The 15,373-nt window shown below is 48.2% G+C and carries 12 protein-coding genes; 2 read left to right on the top strand and 10 right to left on the bottom strand.

Translation table 11 applies throughout. The features are described 5' to 3' along the window. From LEP1GSC061_RS20525 to LEP1GSC061_RS20490, 8 genes are all read right to left on the bottom strand, one after another. On the bottom strand, window positions 1-1,881 hold the full coding sequence (locus tag LEP1GSC061_RS20525) for a PAS domain-containing protein (RefSeq protein ID WP_016547194.1): 1,881 nt from the start codon (window positions 1,879-1,881) through the stop codon (window positions 1-3). A 188-nt stretch (window positions 1,882-2,069) separates the two neighbouring features. Continuing rightward, window positions 2,070-2,468 carry a DUF6941 family protein gene (locus tag LEP1GSC061_RS20520; protein ID WP_016547127.1) on the bottom strand — a complete coding sequence of 133 codons (399 nt, stop codon included), beginning with the start codon at window positions 2,466-2,468 and terminating at the stop codon, window positions 2,070-2,072. 8 nt (window positions 2,469-2,476) lie between these two features. Further along, window positions 2,477-5,248: a 2-oxoglutarate dehydrogenase E1 component gene (locus LEP1GSC061_RS20515; protein WP_016547171.1), complete on the bottom strand. Its 2,772-nt coding sequence runs from the start codon at window positions 5,246-5,248 to the stop codon at window positions 2,477-2,479. Window positions 5,249-5,263: 15 nt separating this feature from the next. Next, a complete protein-coding gene (lpdA, locus tag LEP1GSC061_RS20510) occupies window positions 5,264-6,667 on the bottom strand; it encodes a dihydrolipoyl dehydrogenase (protein ID WP_016547077.1) in 1,404 nt (467 codons plus the stop codon). Window positions 6,668-6,682: 15 nt separating this feature from the next. Next, entirely contained in the window at window positions 6,683-7,924 is a 1,242-nt protein-coding gene (odhB, locus tag LEP1GSC061_RS20505; protein ID WP_040510224.1) for a 2-oxoglutarate dehydrogenase complex dihydrolipoyllysine-residue succinyltransferase, read from the bottom strand. A gap of 308 nt (window positions 7,925-8,232) precedes the next feature. Next, complete coding sequence (locus tag LEP1GSC061_RS21775; protein WP_016547254.1) at window positions 8,233-8,412, bottom strand: type II toxin-antitoxin system HicA family toxin; 180 nt, start codon at window positions 8,410-8,412, stop codon at window positions 8,233-8,235. A gap of 5 nt (window positions 8,413-8,417) precedes the next feature. Then, the gene (locus tag LEP1GSC061_RS20495) at window positions 8,418-10,874 is read right to left on the bottom strand and encodes a penicillin-binding protein 1A (protein ID WP_016547340.1); all 2,457 of its coding nucleotides are present in this window, start codon (window positions 10,872-10,874) and stop codon (window positions 8,418-8,420) included. Then, window positions 10,871-11,824: an MBL fold metallo-hydrolase gene (locus LEP1GSC061_RS20490; RefSeq protein ID WP_040510222.1), complete on the bottom strand. Its 954-nt coding sequence runs from the start codon at window positions 11,822-11,824 to the stop codon at window positions 10,871-10,873. The genes LEP1GSC061_RS20495 and LEP1GSC061_RS20490 overlap by 4 nt, the downstream gene beginning before the upstream one ends. 100 nt (window positions 11,825-11,924) lie before the next feature. Between LEP1GSC061_RS20490 and LEP1GSC061_RS20485 the strand changes: the two genes are divergently transcribed. Then, window positions 11,925-12,767: a rhomboid family intramembrane serine protease gene (locus LEP1GSC061_RS20485; protein WP_016547476.1), complete on the top strand. Its 843-nt coding sequence runs from the start codon at window positions 11,925-11,927 to the stop codon at window positions 12,765-12,767. Here LEP1GSC061_RS20485 and LEP1GSC061_RS20480 read toward each other — a convergent pair. Together LEP1GSC061_RS20480 and LEP1GSC061_RS20475 are read right to left on the bottom strand one after the other, a co-directional pair. Beyond that, window positions 12,764-13,561: a hypothetical protein gene (locus LEP1GSC061_RS20480; protein WP_016547131.1), complete on the bottom strand. Its 798-nt coding sequence runs from the start codon at window positions 13,559-13,561 to the stop codon at window positions 12,764-12,766. The genes LEP1GSC061_RS20485 and LEP1GSC061_RS20480 overlap by 4 nt on opposite strands. A gap of 1 nt (window position 13,562) precedes the next feature. Further along, window positions 13,563-14,141, bottom strand: a complete 579-nt coding sequence (locus LEP1GSC061_RS20475; protein WP_135700996.1) for an SGNH/GDSL hydrolase family protein — start codon at window positions 14,139-14,141, stop codon at window positions 13,563-13,565. Between the two features lie 370 nt (window positions 14,142-14,511). On the opposite strand from LEP1GSC061_RS20475, the gene LEP1GSC061_RS20470 reads away from it, so the two are divergent. Continuing rightward, window positions 14,512-15,345: a lipoate--protein ligase family protein gene (locus LEP1GSC061_RS20470; protein WP_016547328.1), complete on the top strand. Its 834-nt coding sequence runs from the start codon at window positions 14,512-14,514 to the stop codon at window positions 15,343-15,345. Window positions 15,346-15,373 lie beyond the last annotated feature (28 nt).

The raw sequence follows: 15,373 nt of genomic DNA, 5'->3' as shown, positions 1-15,373 counted from the left end.
TCATCTCCCGTTCTCCGGCGTAGTTCTAGGCAAAAGTATCGTAAAAACGGAGCCTTTTCCTAATTCGCTTTCCATTTCGATCGTCCCTCCCATGAGTTCCACGATTCGTTTAGTAAGAGCTAATCCCAAGCCTGTCCCCTGGTATTGGCGATTCGCCCCGCTGTCGATCTGTTGAAATTCGACGAAAAGTTTTCCTTGGTCCTCTCTTCGTATACCGATTCCGTCGTCCTCGAATCTCATCCGGATTCGGTTATCGGCCGCCGAATCTATGAATACGCGCACATCGCCCGTATCATGACTGAACTTGACCGCATTCGATAGAATATTATAGAGAATCTGTTTGATCTTTTGGTGATCCCAGTGGACGGAATCCGCCTCGTTGGCCACCTCGACCGAAATACTTATCCTCTTCTTCTTTACGAAAGGACTAAGGACCGAAGATACTTCCTTGATAGCCGTCCTGAGGGAAAGTTCCTCTGGAAACAATTCCATCTTTCCGGATTCGACTTTCGCCAAATCCAACACGTCGTTGATCAATTTCAAAAGATGATTGGCGCTATTCAATATATCCGACAAATATTCCTTCTGTTTGGAATTCAAAGATCCCGGTCTTTCGTCAGATAAGAGTTCGGAGAATCCGATAATTCCGTTCAACGGGGTACGTAGTTCATGGGACATGTTCGCGAGAAATTCGCTTTTGAGACGGGCAGTCTCCTGGATTCTTTTATTCTGTTCTTCTAATGCTGCTCTACGAAATTCTTCCTGAGCTTTTCTTTCGGTGATATCCCGGATGGAACTGGAGACCAGGATTCCTTCCTCGGTCTCCAAAGGACTTAAGCTGATCTCCACCGGAAATTCGCTCCCGTCCTTTCTCAATCCGTACAATTCCAATCCGCTTCCCATTCCCCGCACCTTGGGATCGAAGAAAAAACCGGTGCGATTCTTGGAGTGGGTCTCGCGATAACGAACCGGAATCAAAACCTCCACGGACTTTTGTAGGAGTTCTTCTCTAGGGTATCCGAATAATTTTTCGGTCTGAGAATTGATGAGTACGATCTTTCCTTCCCGATTTACGATCACTACCGCATCGGGGGCGGATTCCAATAAGCCTCTAAACTTCGCCTCGGCCTTGATTCTTTCCCGGATATCCCGGATAGCGCTTAGGACTAGGGTAGTTTCCTCCGTTTGATAAGGGCTCAAACTGATTTCCACCGGGAATTCCGTACCGTTGGATCTCCTACCGAAAAGTTCCAAACCTACACCCATGGATCTGGTTCGGAGTTGGGAAAAATATTTGGTTCTGTGTAGGATATGATTCTCTCGGAAACGTTCTGGAAGCAGGACTTCTATCGCTTTACCTAAAAGTTCCTCCCGCTCGTATTCGAACATTCTCAACGCCTGTTCGTTTACGAAAACGATGCTTCCCGTGTCGTTCACCATCACTATGGAATCCGGTAAGGACTCTAAGATTCCCTTGAATCTGGCTTCGATCAACTTAGCGTCCCTCAAAGCTTTATTCAAAGTAATATCTCTCTTTACCAGGGAGATGAAAGATTCTCCGCTCTCTTCATTCCGAACGGACTTGGCGAGAGAATCCACAAGAACCAGGGAACCGTCCTTTCTCTTACAGGAACATTCGTAGGAGAATATTCCTTTAACTAATGTTTGGCGGATGATCTCCGCAGTATTCGTATAGAATGCGCCTTCGGGGATCAGAATCTCGTCCATCAAATGATCCTTGACTTCGGATCTCGAATAACCGAAAAGAGACTCGGCTCCTTGGTTCCAGAAACGAATCATCCCGTCCTGCGAAAGTATAATGAAAGCGTCTTGGGAATTTTCTACGATTAAGTCCGAAAACTCTCTTTCGGAAAGATTCATACGCCTGCCCTTGGATTTCCGATACTTTCGTAATATAAGGGTTCCTTAATTACGGACCAATAGACTACAGTTGGCGAATACCGAAATCAAGACAAAATTGGCATTTTGATGTCAAAAGGAAGTTTCGTCTTGAGGACAGGCGATATATGTAAATTAATTTTTGACCGGATCTTGTATAAGAGCGGAATTTAAGGAAGCTTATCCACCCAGAGAGGTCGACTCCCCACGATTTCGGAGCCTATCTTTAAAAGAAGAATATAACGACCCTCTTTCGGAAATACGGCATGAGGAATTGGGATGGTGATTTCGACCGGTTCGGCCCCGTTATTGACCCGGATATTTCCTCCCACGCCTAGGACCTTTTCGCCGGTATCCGCGTGCTCCAACTCCAGGGAAAATTCATGATCCCCCGGAGTCAGATTCGTAACGCATACATAGATCCCCCAAGGAGGAAAGACCACGGGAAATTGCTGAGCGAAGAACTTTGTGAAAGTTCCTAGGATCCCTTTTTTCCCGTTATCCTCGGTTATCACCCTATCCGCAAAGATTAGAGCGAGTAGGACCGGTTCTCCTACGTTATTCGACATCTAATCGCTTAGGCTGAATACGCGTCGGAAACGAGTTGTTCCTGCTCTTGAGCGTGAACCTTCATATGGCCCGCCGCAGGGCTTGCGGATTCTTTTCTTCCCGCGTATTTCAGTTTGGAGGAAGAAGGTAACACTTCTTCCATGCGATCCCTTACGAAAGTCCATGCACCTTGATTCTTAGGCTCTTCCTGACACCAAACGAAATTCTTGGCGTTTTTATAGGTCTTCAGAACTTCCTGAATCGCAGCACCGGGGAAAGGATACACTTGCTCGACGCGAATGAGAGCGGTGTTTTGCACTTTATTCTCGTCGCGATACTTGAGAAGATCGTAATATACCTTTCCGAAGCTGAAAATCACCTTCTCCACTTTGTCCGCTTTCAGGTCCCCCGAATCGGGAAGAACTTCGCGGAAGGCTCCCTTAAGCAGATCCTCGATCGGAGACAATGCCCCCGGAAAACGAAGAAGCGATTTAGGAGTGAAGATAATGAGAGGTTTACGGAAATTCCTGAGGATCTGTCTGCGGAGAAGGTGGAAATACTGAGCCGCATTGGTACAGTTTGCCACCTGCATATTATTATCCGCGCAGAGTTGTAGGAACCTTTCTATTCTTCCGGAACTATGCTCCGGTCCCTGCCCTTCGTATCCGTGAGGAAGAAGAACCACGAGTCCCGACATTCTCTGCCATTTCACTTCCGAGCTGGAAAGAAATTGGTCGAAAATCACCTGAGTATTATTTGCAAAGTCCCCGAACTGCGCTTCCCAAAGAACGAGAGCGCTCGGATCGGAGAGAGAATAGCCGTATTCGAAACCTAGAACGGAGAATTCGGAAAGAGAAGAATTCACCACTTCCGCCTTCGCTTGCTTCTCGGAGATATGATTGAGTCCTATATACTTGGATCCGTCGTTTATATCCACAAGAACCGCATGTCTATGGGAGAAAGTTCCCCTCTGGCTGTCCTGCCCGGAAAGACGAACTCTGAATCCGTTCTCCAGAATAGAACCGAAAGAAAGTGCCTCCGCCATTCCGTAATCCAAAGGAATCTTACCTTCCGCCATTTCCTTACGGCTTTGCAGAAGTTTTACGAGTTTGGCGTTCGGAGTGAAGCCTGCAGGAACCGTGGTAATCGCTTTAACGATCCGGTCTATTTGTTCGGCCAAGAGGGAAGTCGCCGTGCCGCTATCCAAAGGCTCTTTGGAATATTTCGCCCAAACACCTTGCATAGTATCGACTTTCATTTTAATGTCCTGCTCTTTGGCTCTTTGGAAAGAATCCTCGAGTCCTTGAGCGGAACCGTTCTTGATAAAATCCAATTCTTCGGCGCTGATATCTCCGTCCGCGATCAGCTTTCTTTCGTAGATCTGAGCGGTGGTAGGATGACTCTTAATGATGGAATACATCTTAGGCTGAGTGAATGCGGGTTCGTCCGTCTCGTTATGGCCCAATCGTCGGTAACAGATCAAATCGATGATGAAGTCTTTCTTGAACTTTTGGCGATATTCCATTCCGAGTTTTGTGACTCGATAAACGGCTTCCGGATCGTCTCCGTTCACGTGAACGATCGGGATCTGGTATCCTTTGGCCAAATCGGTGGCATATAACGTGGACCGGGACTCGTTAGGAAGAGTCGTAAACCCGATTTGGTTATTGATAACGATATGGAAGGTTCCGCCTGTCGTATACCCGTCCAGATTCATCAGGTTGATGGTCTCCGCGACCACGCCCTGACCCGCGAATGCCGCGTCCCCGTGAATGGTAATCGGCATGAACTTGGATCTGTCCTGGTCTCCGTACTGCTCTTGGCGGGCACGTACGGATCCAGTGACGACCGGATTCACCGCTTCCAAGTGGCTCGGGTTAAACGCTAAAGAAAGCTTCACTTCCTTACCGCTGGCGGTCATTTTGCTATTGGAATAACCCAAATGGTATTTTACGTCCGCGTAATTCTGAGCGCCCTTATCGGATTTTTCCTCGAACTCGGCGAATACCAAGGACGCAGGCTTCTCGATCACGTTCACTAGTACGTTCAAACGTCCCCTGTGAGCCATTCCGATCACGAGTCCGTCCATTTTGAAACGGCCGGCTTCTTCCACGATCGTATCCAGCATGGGAATCATGCTCTCTCCTCCTTCCAGGGAGAAGCGCTTCTTACCTACGTATTTCTTAGCAAGGAAGGTTTCGAGATGGTCGGCTTGGAAAAGCTTTTCGAAGACTCTAAGGCGAACGCTCTTAGGAAGAGGAGCATGGAACTCTGCGGATTCGATCTGGTTTTGGAGCCATTCTCTCTCTTCGTCGTTTACTAGATAGTATTGCTCGTAACCTACGGTGCTACAGTATGCTTTTTCAAACCAAGCCACTACGTCTTTCAGTTTCGCACGACCTAGAGAAGGATTCTGGGTGTCGACTACCGTATCCAAGTCCGTAGGAGTCAGATTTCCCAATTTAGAATCTATGAACTTGCGGTTGGGTTGGGAAATTCCGAGAGGATCCAACTTTGCAGCTAAGTGTCCTTGCCTCCGATAGGCGTTGAGAAGGTTGATGATCCCCATCTCTCTGATGGAACCCGCCTGAGCGTCGGTAAAGGAAGTAGATACGGCGCTCTTGCCGTTCCCGTTTCCGTTGGTTCCGTTCTGAGGGTAAACGCCGTTGGTTTCCACTTCTTGGAAGAAGAGGGTCCAGTCCCGGTCCAGAGAATTCGGATCCTTCTTAAACTTTTCGTAAAGTTCTTCGAGAAGCGCTCCGTTCTCTCCGTATAATGCCATGAGTTGTTCGATTTTCATTCCAGGAATCTCCCCTTAAGCGTGAATCGCCCACTTATCCACGGCCATCGCCGCTTCTTTTATGACCTCGGCCAGAGTAGGATGCGCGTGGAAAGAACGAGCTATGTCTTCCGCAGAAGCCCCGAATTCCACTGCGACCGCCAATTCTGCGATCATATCGGAGGCTCTAGGACCGAACACAAACGCTCCTAAAACCTTATCCGTTTTTTTATCCGCTAAAATTTTGACTTGGCCTTCCGCCTCGTTCATAGCCTTGGCTCTTGCGTTCGGCTTGAATAAGGATTTGCCGGTCTTGTATTCGATACCGGCGGCTTTCAATTCTTCTTCGCCTTTTCCGACCCAGGCCATTTCCGGCCAGGTATAAATGACATTGGGAACCGCAGCGTAATTCACGTGACCGGACTGTCCCGCGATCAATTCCGCCAAGGCAACGCCTTCTTCTTCGGCTTTATGAGCAAGCATCGGACCGTCGATCACGTCTCCGATCGCGTATATGCCCGGAACATTGGTTTTAAAATGAGAATCCGTTTTGATTCTCTTTCTTTCCGTTAGTTCGACCCCTGCAGTATCCAATCCGATCCCTTCTATAAAAGGACGTCTTCCTACTGCGACAAGAACCACGTCCGCATCCAATTCGGATTCTTTTCCATCCGGAGCGGCGATCTTGACTTTGGCCCCGCCTTTGGAGGCGGTAGCGCCTAGAACCTTATGCTCGAATAAGAACTGGAATCCCTGCCCCTCTAAGCTTCTTTGCAGAAGATTACCGAAGGACTTATCCGTATTGGGAAGTAATCCGGGGAGAAGTTCCACTACCGTAACTTCCGCACCGAGTCTGGACCAAACGGAACCTAATTCCAGACCGATCACTCCTGCGCCGATCACGACTAATTTTTTAGGGACGGCTCTCAGATCGATCGCATGGTCGGAAGTGATAATCGTCTTACCGTCCACGGGTAGGCTAGGAATATCTATGGGAACGGAACCAGTAGCCAAAACGATATGCTTTGCGGAAAGGACTTCCTTCTTGCCGTCGTTCAAAGCGACTTCCACTTGCCCGTCGCCGAGAAGTTTTCCAAAACCCTCGTAACGAGTGATTTTGTTCTTCTTCATAAGGTAGTCGACCCCATCGGTAACTTCTTTGACCACGTTATTCTTGCGGTCCATGAGCTTGTTCAAGTCTAGAGTGACTTTACCGACTCCGATTCCGTGATCCTGAGCCTTATGCAAGACCTTGTGGTATTCTTCCGAAGAATCCAATAGGGCCTTGGAAGGAATACAACCCACGTTCAAGCAGGTGCCTCCCAAGGTTTTTCTTTTTTCTATAATTCCGGTTTTCAGTCCGAGTTGCGCGGACCGGATCGCATTTACGTATCCCCCCGGTCCGGATCCTATAACTAATACGTCGTATTGTTCCGCCATTGAAGCCTCTAATCCTTAGACATCCAAAAGAAGGCGAGTCGGATCCTCGATCGCTTCTTTCACTTTCACCAGGAAAGTCACCGCCTCTTTTCCGTCCACGATTCGGTGGTCGTAAGATAGAGCGACATACATCATAGGACGGATCACGATTTGATCGTTAACTACGACGGCGCGTTTTACGATATTATGAAGTCCCAAAATACCGCTCTGAGGAGGGTTGAGAATAGGAGTGGACATCATGGAACCGTAGATCCCTCCGTTGGAGATAGTAAAGGTTCCGCCTTCCATATCGGAAAGGTCGATTTTTCCGTCCTTCACCTTATTGGCGAGTCTCACGATCTCAGATTCGATCTGCGCGAAGGAAAGAAGATCCGCATCCCTAACAATAGGAACCACGAGTCCTTTGGGTCCGCCCACCGCGACGCCTATATCGTAATAATTCTTATAAACGATATCCGTGCCTCGGATTTCGGCGTTGATCGCAGGGACATGTTTAAGAGCCCCGATCACAGCCTTGGTGAAAAAGCTCATGAAGCCTAAGCCCACATTATGAGCGTCCTTAAACTTATCCTTGTACTTATTGCGTAGATCCATGACCGCACCCATGTCCACTTCGTTGAAAGTGGTAAGGTGAGCCGCATTATGCTGTGCCGAGACCAAGCGATTGGCGATGGTCTGGCGGAGTTTGGTCATAGGGACGACGTTTTCTCTCGGAAGATCTCCACGAGAAGCGGCAGGAATCGCTTTCGGAATTTCCGGACTAGGAGCCGACTTAGCCGGAGCGGAAGAAGTCGCAGTTGCCGATTGCTTATTAGCGATCGCGCTGAGTACGTCTTCTTTCGTGATTTGTCCGTTTTTGCCGGTGCCGGAAATGGACACCGGATTTAGACCGTTATCGTCTATCAGTTTGCGAACGGCGGGAGGAAGAGTATCGTTCTGTACTCCGGCGCTTGCGGTAGTTGGTGCTGTAGTATTGGTTGGAGAAGGAGTGCTTGCGGTAGGAGTGCTTTTTGCGGAGGCGGAAGGATCGATGAGTCCGATCACTTCTTTGATCTTGACCGTCTCCCCCGGCTTCTTGTTTATTTTTTGGAGAACACCCGCCGAGGGGGCCGGTACCTCCATGGTCACCTTATCGGTTTCCAATTCCACCAGGACCTCGTCCTGTTCTACTCGTTCGCCTTCTTTTTTAACCCAGTTTGCTATTGTTGCTTCCGTAATGGATTCGCCCATTTCGGGAACCTTGATCTCTATCGACATCTTGATCCTACGGAGGTCGGTGTATACGTCCCATTCCGGGACCGCCTCCATTTCACTTTCGAAAAGCGGAAATATTCTGTAAAGCCGTTCTTGGCAAAACCGTGTTTTAGGCAATTTTTAGGAAAAATATAAGGGATGCGGAGGCCTCCAATTTGCGATAAATTCTCGCTTCCACAGGAGAATTTTTTCGAACATAATTCTCCCGTTTCGTCCACCGAATCCGGCTTTCAGCCGACCCTTTTCTGTAGAACTTTGGAACTCTTCTCAGGATATATTTTCGAAGTCTTCCGGACTAATTCTTGCCTGCCTTAAAATACTTCGTAAAGTACCGACCGGTATCTCTCCATGGTTCGGACAATGACCGTCAATAATCCATCCGGCGAAGATTTGGAGAATTTGACATGGCTTCCTCGTTGAGAAATTTGTCTAAATCCGATTTTTTCCAGCTTTCTTTTTACTTCCCGATAAGTCGCGGTACTAAGCGACACTGATATTAATCCGTTTTCGGTTTGAATTTGCGATCCGTCTTTCCGATTTCTTCGTCGCTGATCTGGTATTCTTGCTGCAAGAATTCTCGGAAATCGATGGAGCGATGGTGGTCTCGGTCTCCGTCGCATTGCCTATTGCCCGCTACCGCCTTAGTGACGCCCGCAACCGTGATCGGTTTCAAGGTCAGGTTCTGGGTCATAGGACAAACCCCCGGTTTAGGAGAGAGTCCGTTATAGGCGCAAGTGCCTCCGTTCTGCACTTCATCCGGCATCGGATCCTGGCCGTGCTCGTCTACGAATTCCGGATAATTCTCTCCGTTATAGAATCTGCGGTACATTTTTCCCCAAATAGGGACGGCGAGAATGGCTGCCGCCTGTCCTCTTCCGAGAGAAAGGGAACTCTTATCGAATCCCATCCAAATAACCGTGGTTAGCTTAGGATCGAATCCGCAATACCAAGCGTTCGTGAAGGAAGAAGTGGTTCCAGTCTTTCCCGCGGCGATTCCTTTATAATTACCGTATTCGGGACTATGCAAACCTTGGGCGGCGGTTCCTCCCATAGCAACCATGGTCAACATCTTTCGAAGAATATACGCGGTTCCTTCGCTGATGATTTGGATGGAGCCGTCCTCTCTTTCATGATCCAGCTCCTCTCTCGCCTTAGCTTCTTCGTTATAGATTACGTTTCCGGATTGATCGATTACGTAACGAACGGAGATAGGGATCACATTCCTTCCCTTATTCGCGATGATGGAATAACCTACCGCCATCTCGTAAGGAGAAAGTTCCGCGATCCCGAGCGCCAAAGCGGGGCTTGCAGGAAAACGATTCGGATTTGCTTTAGTTAAGCGGGAAGCGAAATCGATAACCGCATCCGCTCCGGTTCTTAAGAATAATTGCACAGAAACGATATTGAGGGACATGGAAAGAGCCCTAGATAAAGGAACCATCCCTTGGAATTCTCCGTCAAAATCCTGAGGCGACCAACCCTCTCCTTCTTCCGTGAGAGTGGTCAAAGGAGCGTCCATGATTCCGGTTCCGGATCCTACGATTCGTTCCGCTATCGCCGCTCCGTAAACGAAAGGCTTAAAGGCGGAACCGGTCTGTCTTCTGGCCTGGACCGCTCGGTTGTATTGGTTCTTAGGAGTGAATTCGTAACCGCCCACCATGGTTTGGATATAACCGTTGGTATGATCGATCGTAATCGCGGCTCCTTCCACGTGGAGGTTCTTTCCGAAAACGGCGGATCTTTTTTGGAATTCGGTGAATGCCGCAGATTCGTTGTCCGCAGGAGTGAGTAGACTCAACACATCCGCCGCATCTATAAGCTCTTTTTCCAAGGCTACCCGGAAGTTAGCCTTATCGTCCAATCGACTCACGAAAGGAAGAGCGACGGGGAAAAGAGATCCGATGAAATTGTACAGACCCACAAGACTCCTGTCCGCGCCGCCGGCGTAATTTACGGTGACTCCGGAAACCAGATCGTCGTGTTTTTTGAGGGCCTTGCGAAGTTCTTCCTGGGCGATTTCCTGTTTGCGGATATCCAGAGTGGTGTAGATTTTCAGACCTCCGTTATAGAGTCTGTCTTCTCCCAATTCTTTTAATAATCTCTGTCTTACGAACTCGGTGAAATGCGGGGCCCGGTTCAACTTGGTTCCCCAGGTGGACTGGGAAGGGGACTGGGTGATGACCACAGGCCAATACTTTTCCCAAAAATCGTCATGAATCACTTGGACCTTATCTTCCGGAACGAATCCCTGTCCCGCCATAAGCTTGAGCACTTCCAAATGAGCGCGCTTAGCGGCCCCCGGATTCTTATAAGGAGAATATTCCACGGGGGCCTTGGGCAATCTAGCGAGAAGAGCGGCCTCAGCCACATCCAAATCCGAGACGTCCTTATGGAAATAAACATCGGCCGCGGAAGCAAGCCCCGTGGTTCCGTGCCCTAAGTATATTAAGTTAAAATAAATCTCTAAAATTTCTTCTTTGGAATATTCCTGCTCGATCTGAAGAGTGAATAGTGCCTCTACGAATTTACGTATAAAGGATTTCTTCCTGTTGTTCAGGACCGTCTTGGCCAATTGCTGGGTCAGGGTGGAACCGCCCTGCTTGATCTTGAAAGAGATCGCATTTACGATTGCGGCCCGAGCGATGGCCGAGAAATCGATCCCGAAGTGGTTGAAAAAGTTATTGTCCTCTACCGAAAGAAAGGCTTGGACCACATGAGGAGGAATATCCTGGTATTTGAGAAGCTGTTGCTTGTGTCTGTATAATTCCGCAAACACAACTCCCTGGTTATCGTAAAGCCTGGTAGGGGTCGTGGGCTGGTAGGAAGCTAACATGGCAAGCTCTCCCCCCTCGTCCACCTCGGAAATAATATATCCGAAGAACAGTCCTCCCAAGAGTGCGAAGGCCAGAAGTGTTTTGGTGGCCCAGTGGATTCCGTCGCTATATACTTTCATATGAGTTCGAATTTCGTTCCTTCTCTCGCAAGGATAATGGATAGGTCCTTGGCTCCAAGATTTTCAGCATGGGTTTTGGCGTCATCCAAGATGATGGCTAAAATTTCGTCGGAATACGCGGGTTCGTGGTGGGTCAGGGCCAGGGTCCGGATTTCCCAGGTGGCGGCGCAGTTGACCGCCATCGTGTAGGAAGTATGTCCCCAATCGAATTTCTGGAAGGATTCGTCCAAGGTGTACTGGGCGTCCATTACCAGAAGGTCCGCTCCTTGGAAGAACGGCTTTTGCTCCGCGACCACAGGCAGATCCTCCCCCGTATACTCCGCGTCCGTGGCGAAAATAAAACTCTTACCGTTTTCGGTGAATTTGTAGGCGATCGAGCCTCCGGGATGTTTCAGCGGAAGCCATTCCACTTTCACACCTCCGATTTCCACATTCTCCCCTTTTTGCAAGCGGTGGAAATTTCTCTGGGATCCGAATTTGTCGAAATGAATGGGGAAGAAGCGAGGGTCTTGTTGGTAGGATAATCTTTCCTGCAAATCGTCCAAAGGAGAATGGAATATGAACTTATTTCCCGGAATATAGAGAGGTTTGAAAAAGGGAATCCCGTGTATATGATCCCAATGCGTATGGGTGAAAAAAATGGAAAGCTCTCCCTTTCCCTTTCCGAACACATCGTTAATGTATTCCTCTCCTAAGACTCGGGCCCCGGTCCCCAGATCCACTACGATTTCCGCTCCGGACTTGGCCCGGATCCTCACGCAGGTGGTATTTCCACCCACCACATAATTCAAGGGTTCCGGTAAGGTTTCGATCCATTCTTCCGGAGAAGAGAAAGCCCTTCCCTCCGATTTAGCCGCCAGGCGTAAGACGGAAATTAGTTTTTCCCTATATTCCTGGGTGGAAAGGGGGGATGGGATGGAACCTCTGACACCGTATAAATGGATTTCCATTCTATAGGAACATGTACTATAATCCTCCGTTACTGTCAAAGGAAACAAAATTCGGGATTTGGGTTGTCGTTCGAAAGGAAGGAATAAAACTAGGGGGCATATGGCTTCTTTCTCCGGCGGATTCGGAATCCAGACTACCGAAGTGGTTCGCAAACTCCTCTTTTTGTATATAGGCGTTTTTATCCTCGAATTTATCCTAAAATTCGCCTACCCCCCGCTTTTAATCAATATTCTAACGTTCGTAGGACTCTCTCCCGGTCTTGTCCTGGATCATTTCTTCGTTTGGCAGATACTAACGTATAATATTCTCCACGATCCGAATTCCATTCTTCATATTCTTTTTCAGATGCTCGCTCTTTGGATGTTCGGATCCTCCCTGGAAGCGCATTGGGGAACCAGAAATTTCGTAAAGTATTACCTTTTCTGCGTATTCGGAGGCGGGATCCTCCCTATTCTCACTCATGTAGCCGGATTCCATTCCGCAGGAGTGATCGGAACTTCCGCAGCCGTAGGAGGAATGATCATCGCCTACGGACTCATATGGCCCAATCGAGAATTGCTCATTTTCGGGCTGTTCCCCATGAAAGCTAAATATTACTCCATCCTATTTCTTGTGATCTTAGGATTCGTATCCCTGTCCAGCGGGGTTCCGGTTTCCTCCGAAATCGGAGGAGCTCTGTTCGGAATTCTATATTTTATATATTACACCAAGATAAAATATCGTTTCGGGATCAGTTTACCTTCCTTCTCCTTTTCCCGCTGGAGACAGAAAAGAAAAATGAACCGCTGGCAGGACGAGATGAAAAATCGTGAAAAAGCCAAGGAGGAAGTGGATCGGCTATTGGAGAAGATCTCGAAAGAAGGAATCAATTCCCTCAATCGAAAGGAAAAGAAATTCTTAAAGGAAGCCTCCGCAAAATATTACGACGCGCAACAGCATTAAGGAAAGAAATGCTGATAGCCTATCTTAAACCCTTGGTCATAAGTATTCTTTTCTCTCATTCCGATCAGCCCTCCTAATACGAAACGACCGTTCTCACCGAGAGGGATCTGGACTCCCGGATGCAAATTGAAAGAGTCCGATCTCGCCGAAACCGTGTCCTCCACCGCCATTCTATAAGTGGTCTCCATGAGTAGAATTAGACCGATCTCCGTTTCATACGATAAGGTTCCTCCCGCCTCCATATAACGATAATGTTTTTCCTGGATAGGCTCTTTCCATTGGGAATCCCTTTCCCTTTCATAAAGGGCGTAGGCCTGGAATTTCCATCTTCCAAAATCCAAGCCGAATCCCAATAGGGGACGAGCGAGAAGAAAGTCCGGATTTCTTTCCCCCATCCCGGGCTCGGAAACGGACGGACCGAAAACGCTCACACCCGCACCTAAGGAGAATATACCGAATTTATAATACGTTTTCATACCGGCCTTCCACCGATCCCAACCGCTCCAAGAGGTGGACTGGGTGAAATATTGATCGACATAGCCGTATCCTGCGGTAACGGAGAAATAATTCCCCAATTTCATCTCCGCATCCAGGGAAATCTTTCGATTCCTACCGTAGTCCGAAGAATCCCTGTAATCCTTCGCTTCTCCGGAGATATAAACTGCGTTATAAACTCCCAGCGATTGCCCCCAGATCGGATACGGCAAGGTCTTACTCTGAGCCCCCAAAGAGGAGAAGAAGGTCAGGATTCCCAGAATAAAAAGAATTCGAATCTTTCTATATAAGGATTTCATACTATAATAGCTCCAACCAGAATTCGGGAAGAGTCGCTTTCAAGTATTTGGAAACCCTATCCGAAAGGACCCTATAGCCCTCGGGAGTCAAATGACCGCCGTCCAAAAGCATTTCCGGATGAATCAGATCCTCCGGATCTATTCTGGGCAAAAAATTCGCCTTCCTCTTCATCTCGATATTGATCATGGAAGCGGCTTGAACCGGCCAGGGAGGTTCCACTCTCCATACATTCAGAAGAATGAGATAATCACATTTGGATCCCAGGATCTGAATCGTGCGGAGCTGCCTCTCCACGGTTTCATCCACTTCTTCTTGCGTGGGTTCAAAATTATTCAGGAAATCGTTGATACCGCCGTTCAACATACAGGCTCGGTAATGATTGTCCTCGTTCTTTGCCGCCTCCTGAATGGCAACGGTGGAACGGACCGGAAAAGCGATCTTTACCGCTTCGAAATCCGAAAACTGTTCCTCCACGGGCCAGAACGCCGAAATGCTATCTCCGAATAACGCAAAGGTAGGGCGAACAGGAAGCTTCTTCTTCCCCTCTCCGTCTTGGGTGCAGGAAATCAAAAAGACCAAAAACCATCCGATTAAGACCGCTCGAATTAATGCATAGGCCCGACCTCTTTCCAAAAAAGGCGACCTCGGTATATTCCCTTTTTGTAAATAAATTATATTCATTTTCTCTAATGCTCTACAAATTAGGACACAAAATATACGGAAAATGTTTCCGTTTTTTCTAAAGCGAGAAATAGGCAAGCCTTCGATCTAAAAAATGAAATACGGTCTACGTGAAACGGAGTCCCTTAAGATATAATATTATATTTACGTAATATAATAGCCGAAAAGGCGACCGCGTGCCACTTGACGGAAAGTCATAAAACTCGCTGCAACGAGGTCTAAAACCCATGGACGTATCGGAGGGTCTCGTCCAGATTGGTACCGAAAGATGCGAACCTTCCTTCTAGACCAAAAGGCAATCCGAACTCCTTATTATAATCTGGCCTTGGAAGAAGCCTTAGCCACTCAGTTGGTAAAGTTCGGCTTAAGAGGCGGCCTTAGATTTTGGGAGGGACCTAGATCCATTATCCTGGGTCTTTCCGAAAAACCGGAAAGAACGGCCGGGCCAAGTAACATGGAATCTTTTCTAAAAAGATTTTCCGGATCCTCTCTGCCGCTCAAACCTTCCTCGGAAGATCCACCTTATATAGCTCGGAGAGCCAGCGGAGGAGGAACCGTCGTCCACGAACCCGGATGGAATCTGAACTTCAGTTTATTCGTTTCCTTAAAGGAGAAACCGGAACTTTATCCCGTAGGAACTTCTTATAAGATATTCTTGGATCTGGTTTCCAAGGCCTTGGGTAGGCAAGGCTTGCCGGCAAGATGCAAGGGTAAATCGGATCTAGCCTTGGATACCGGAGATACGGATTGGAAAAAGATCTCCGGAAACGCTCAATTCAGAAAGAAGGACTGCATCGTGCAGCATGGAACCTTGATCCTGGATCCGAGACTGATCCCTTTGGTCTCCGATCTACTCCCCCATCCGCCGGAAGAACCGGAATACAGACAAGGAAGATCCCATTCCAGTTTCGTAACCTCCCTTCCTTCCGGCTTTTCCGTCCCAAAATTCAAGGAAGACCTTTCCCTTTTATTTGCGGATTATCTGGGGGTCGGAAACATGGACACGAGGGCTGATCGATCCTATTCGAGAGCGGTTTTCCAGGAAGCCGAACGACTCAGAAAGGAAAAATACTCCAGTCTGACTTATATACTGGGAGGGTAAAAACTCCCGGAACCAGAGCCGAGGAAAT

It is taken from the genome of Leptospira wolffii serovar Khorat str. Khorat-H2 (assembly GCF_000306115.2).
GTDB classification, from domain to species: domain Bacteria; phylum Spirochaetota; class Leptospiria; order Leptospirales; family Leptospiraceae; genus Leptospira_B; species Leptospira_B wolffii.
This window is presented reverse-complemented; position numbering and strand designations above follow the sequence as displayed.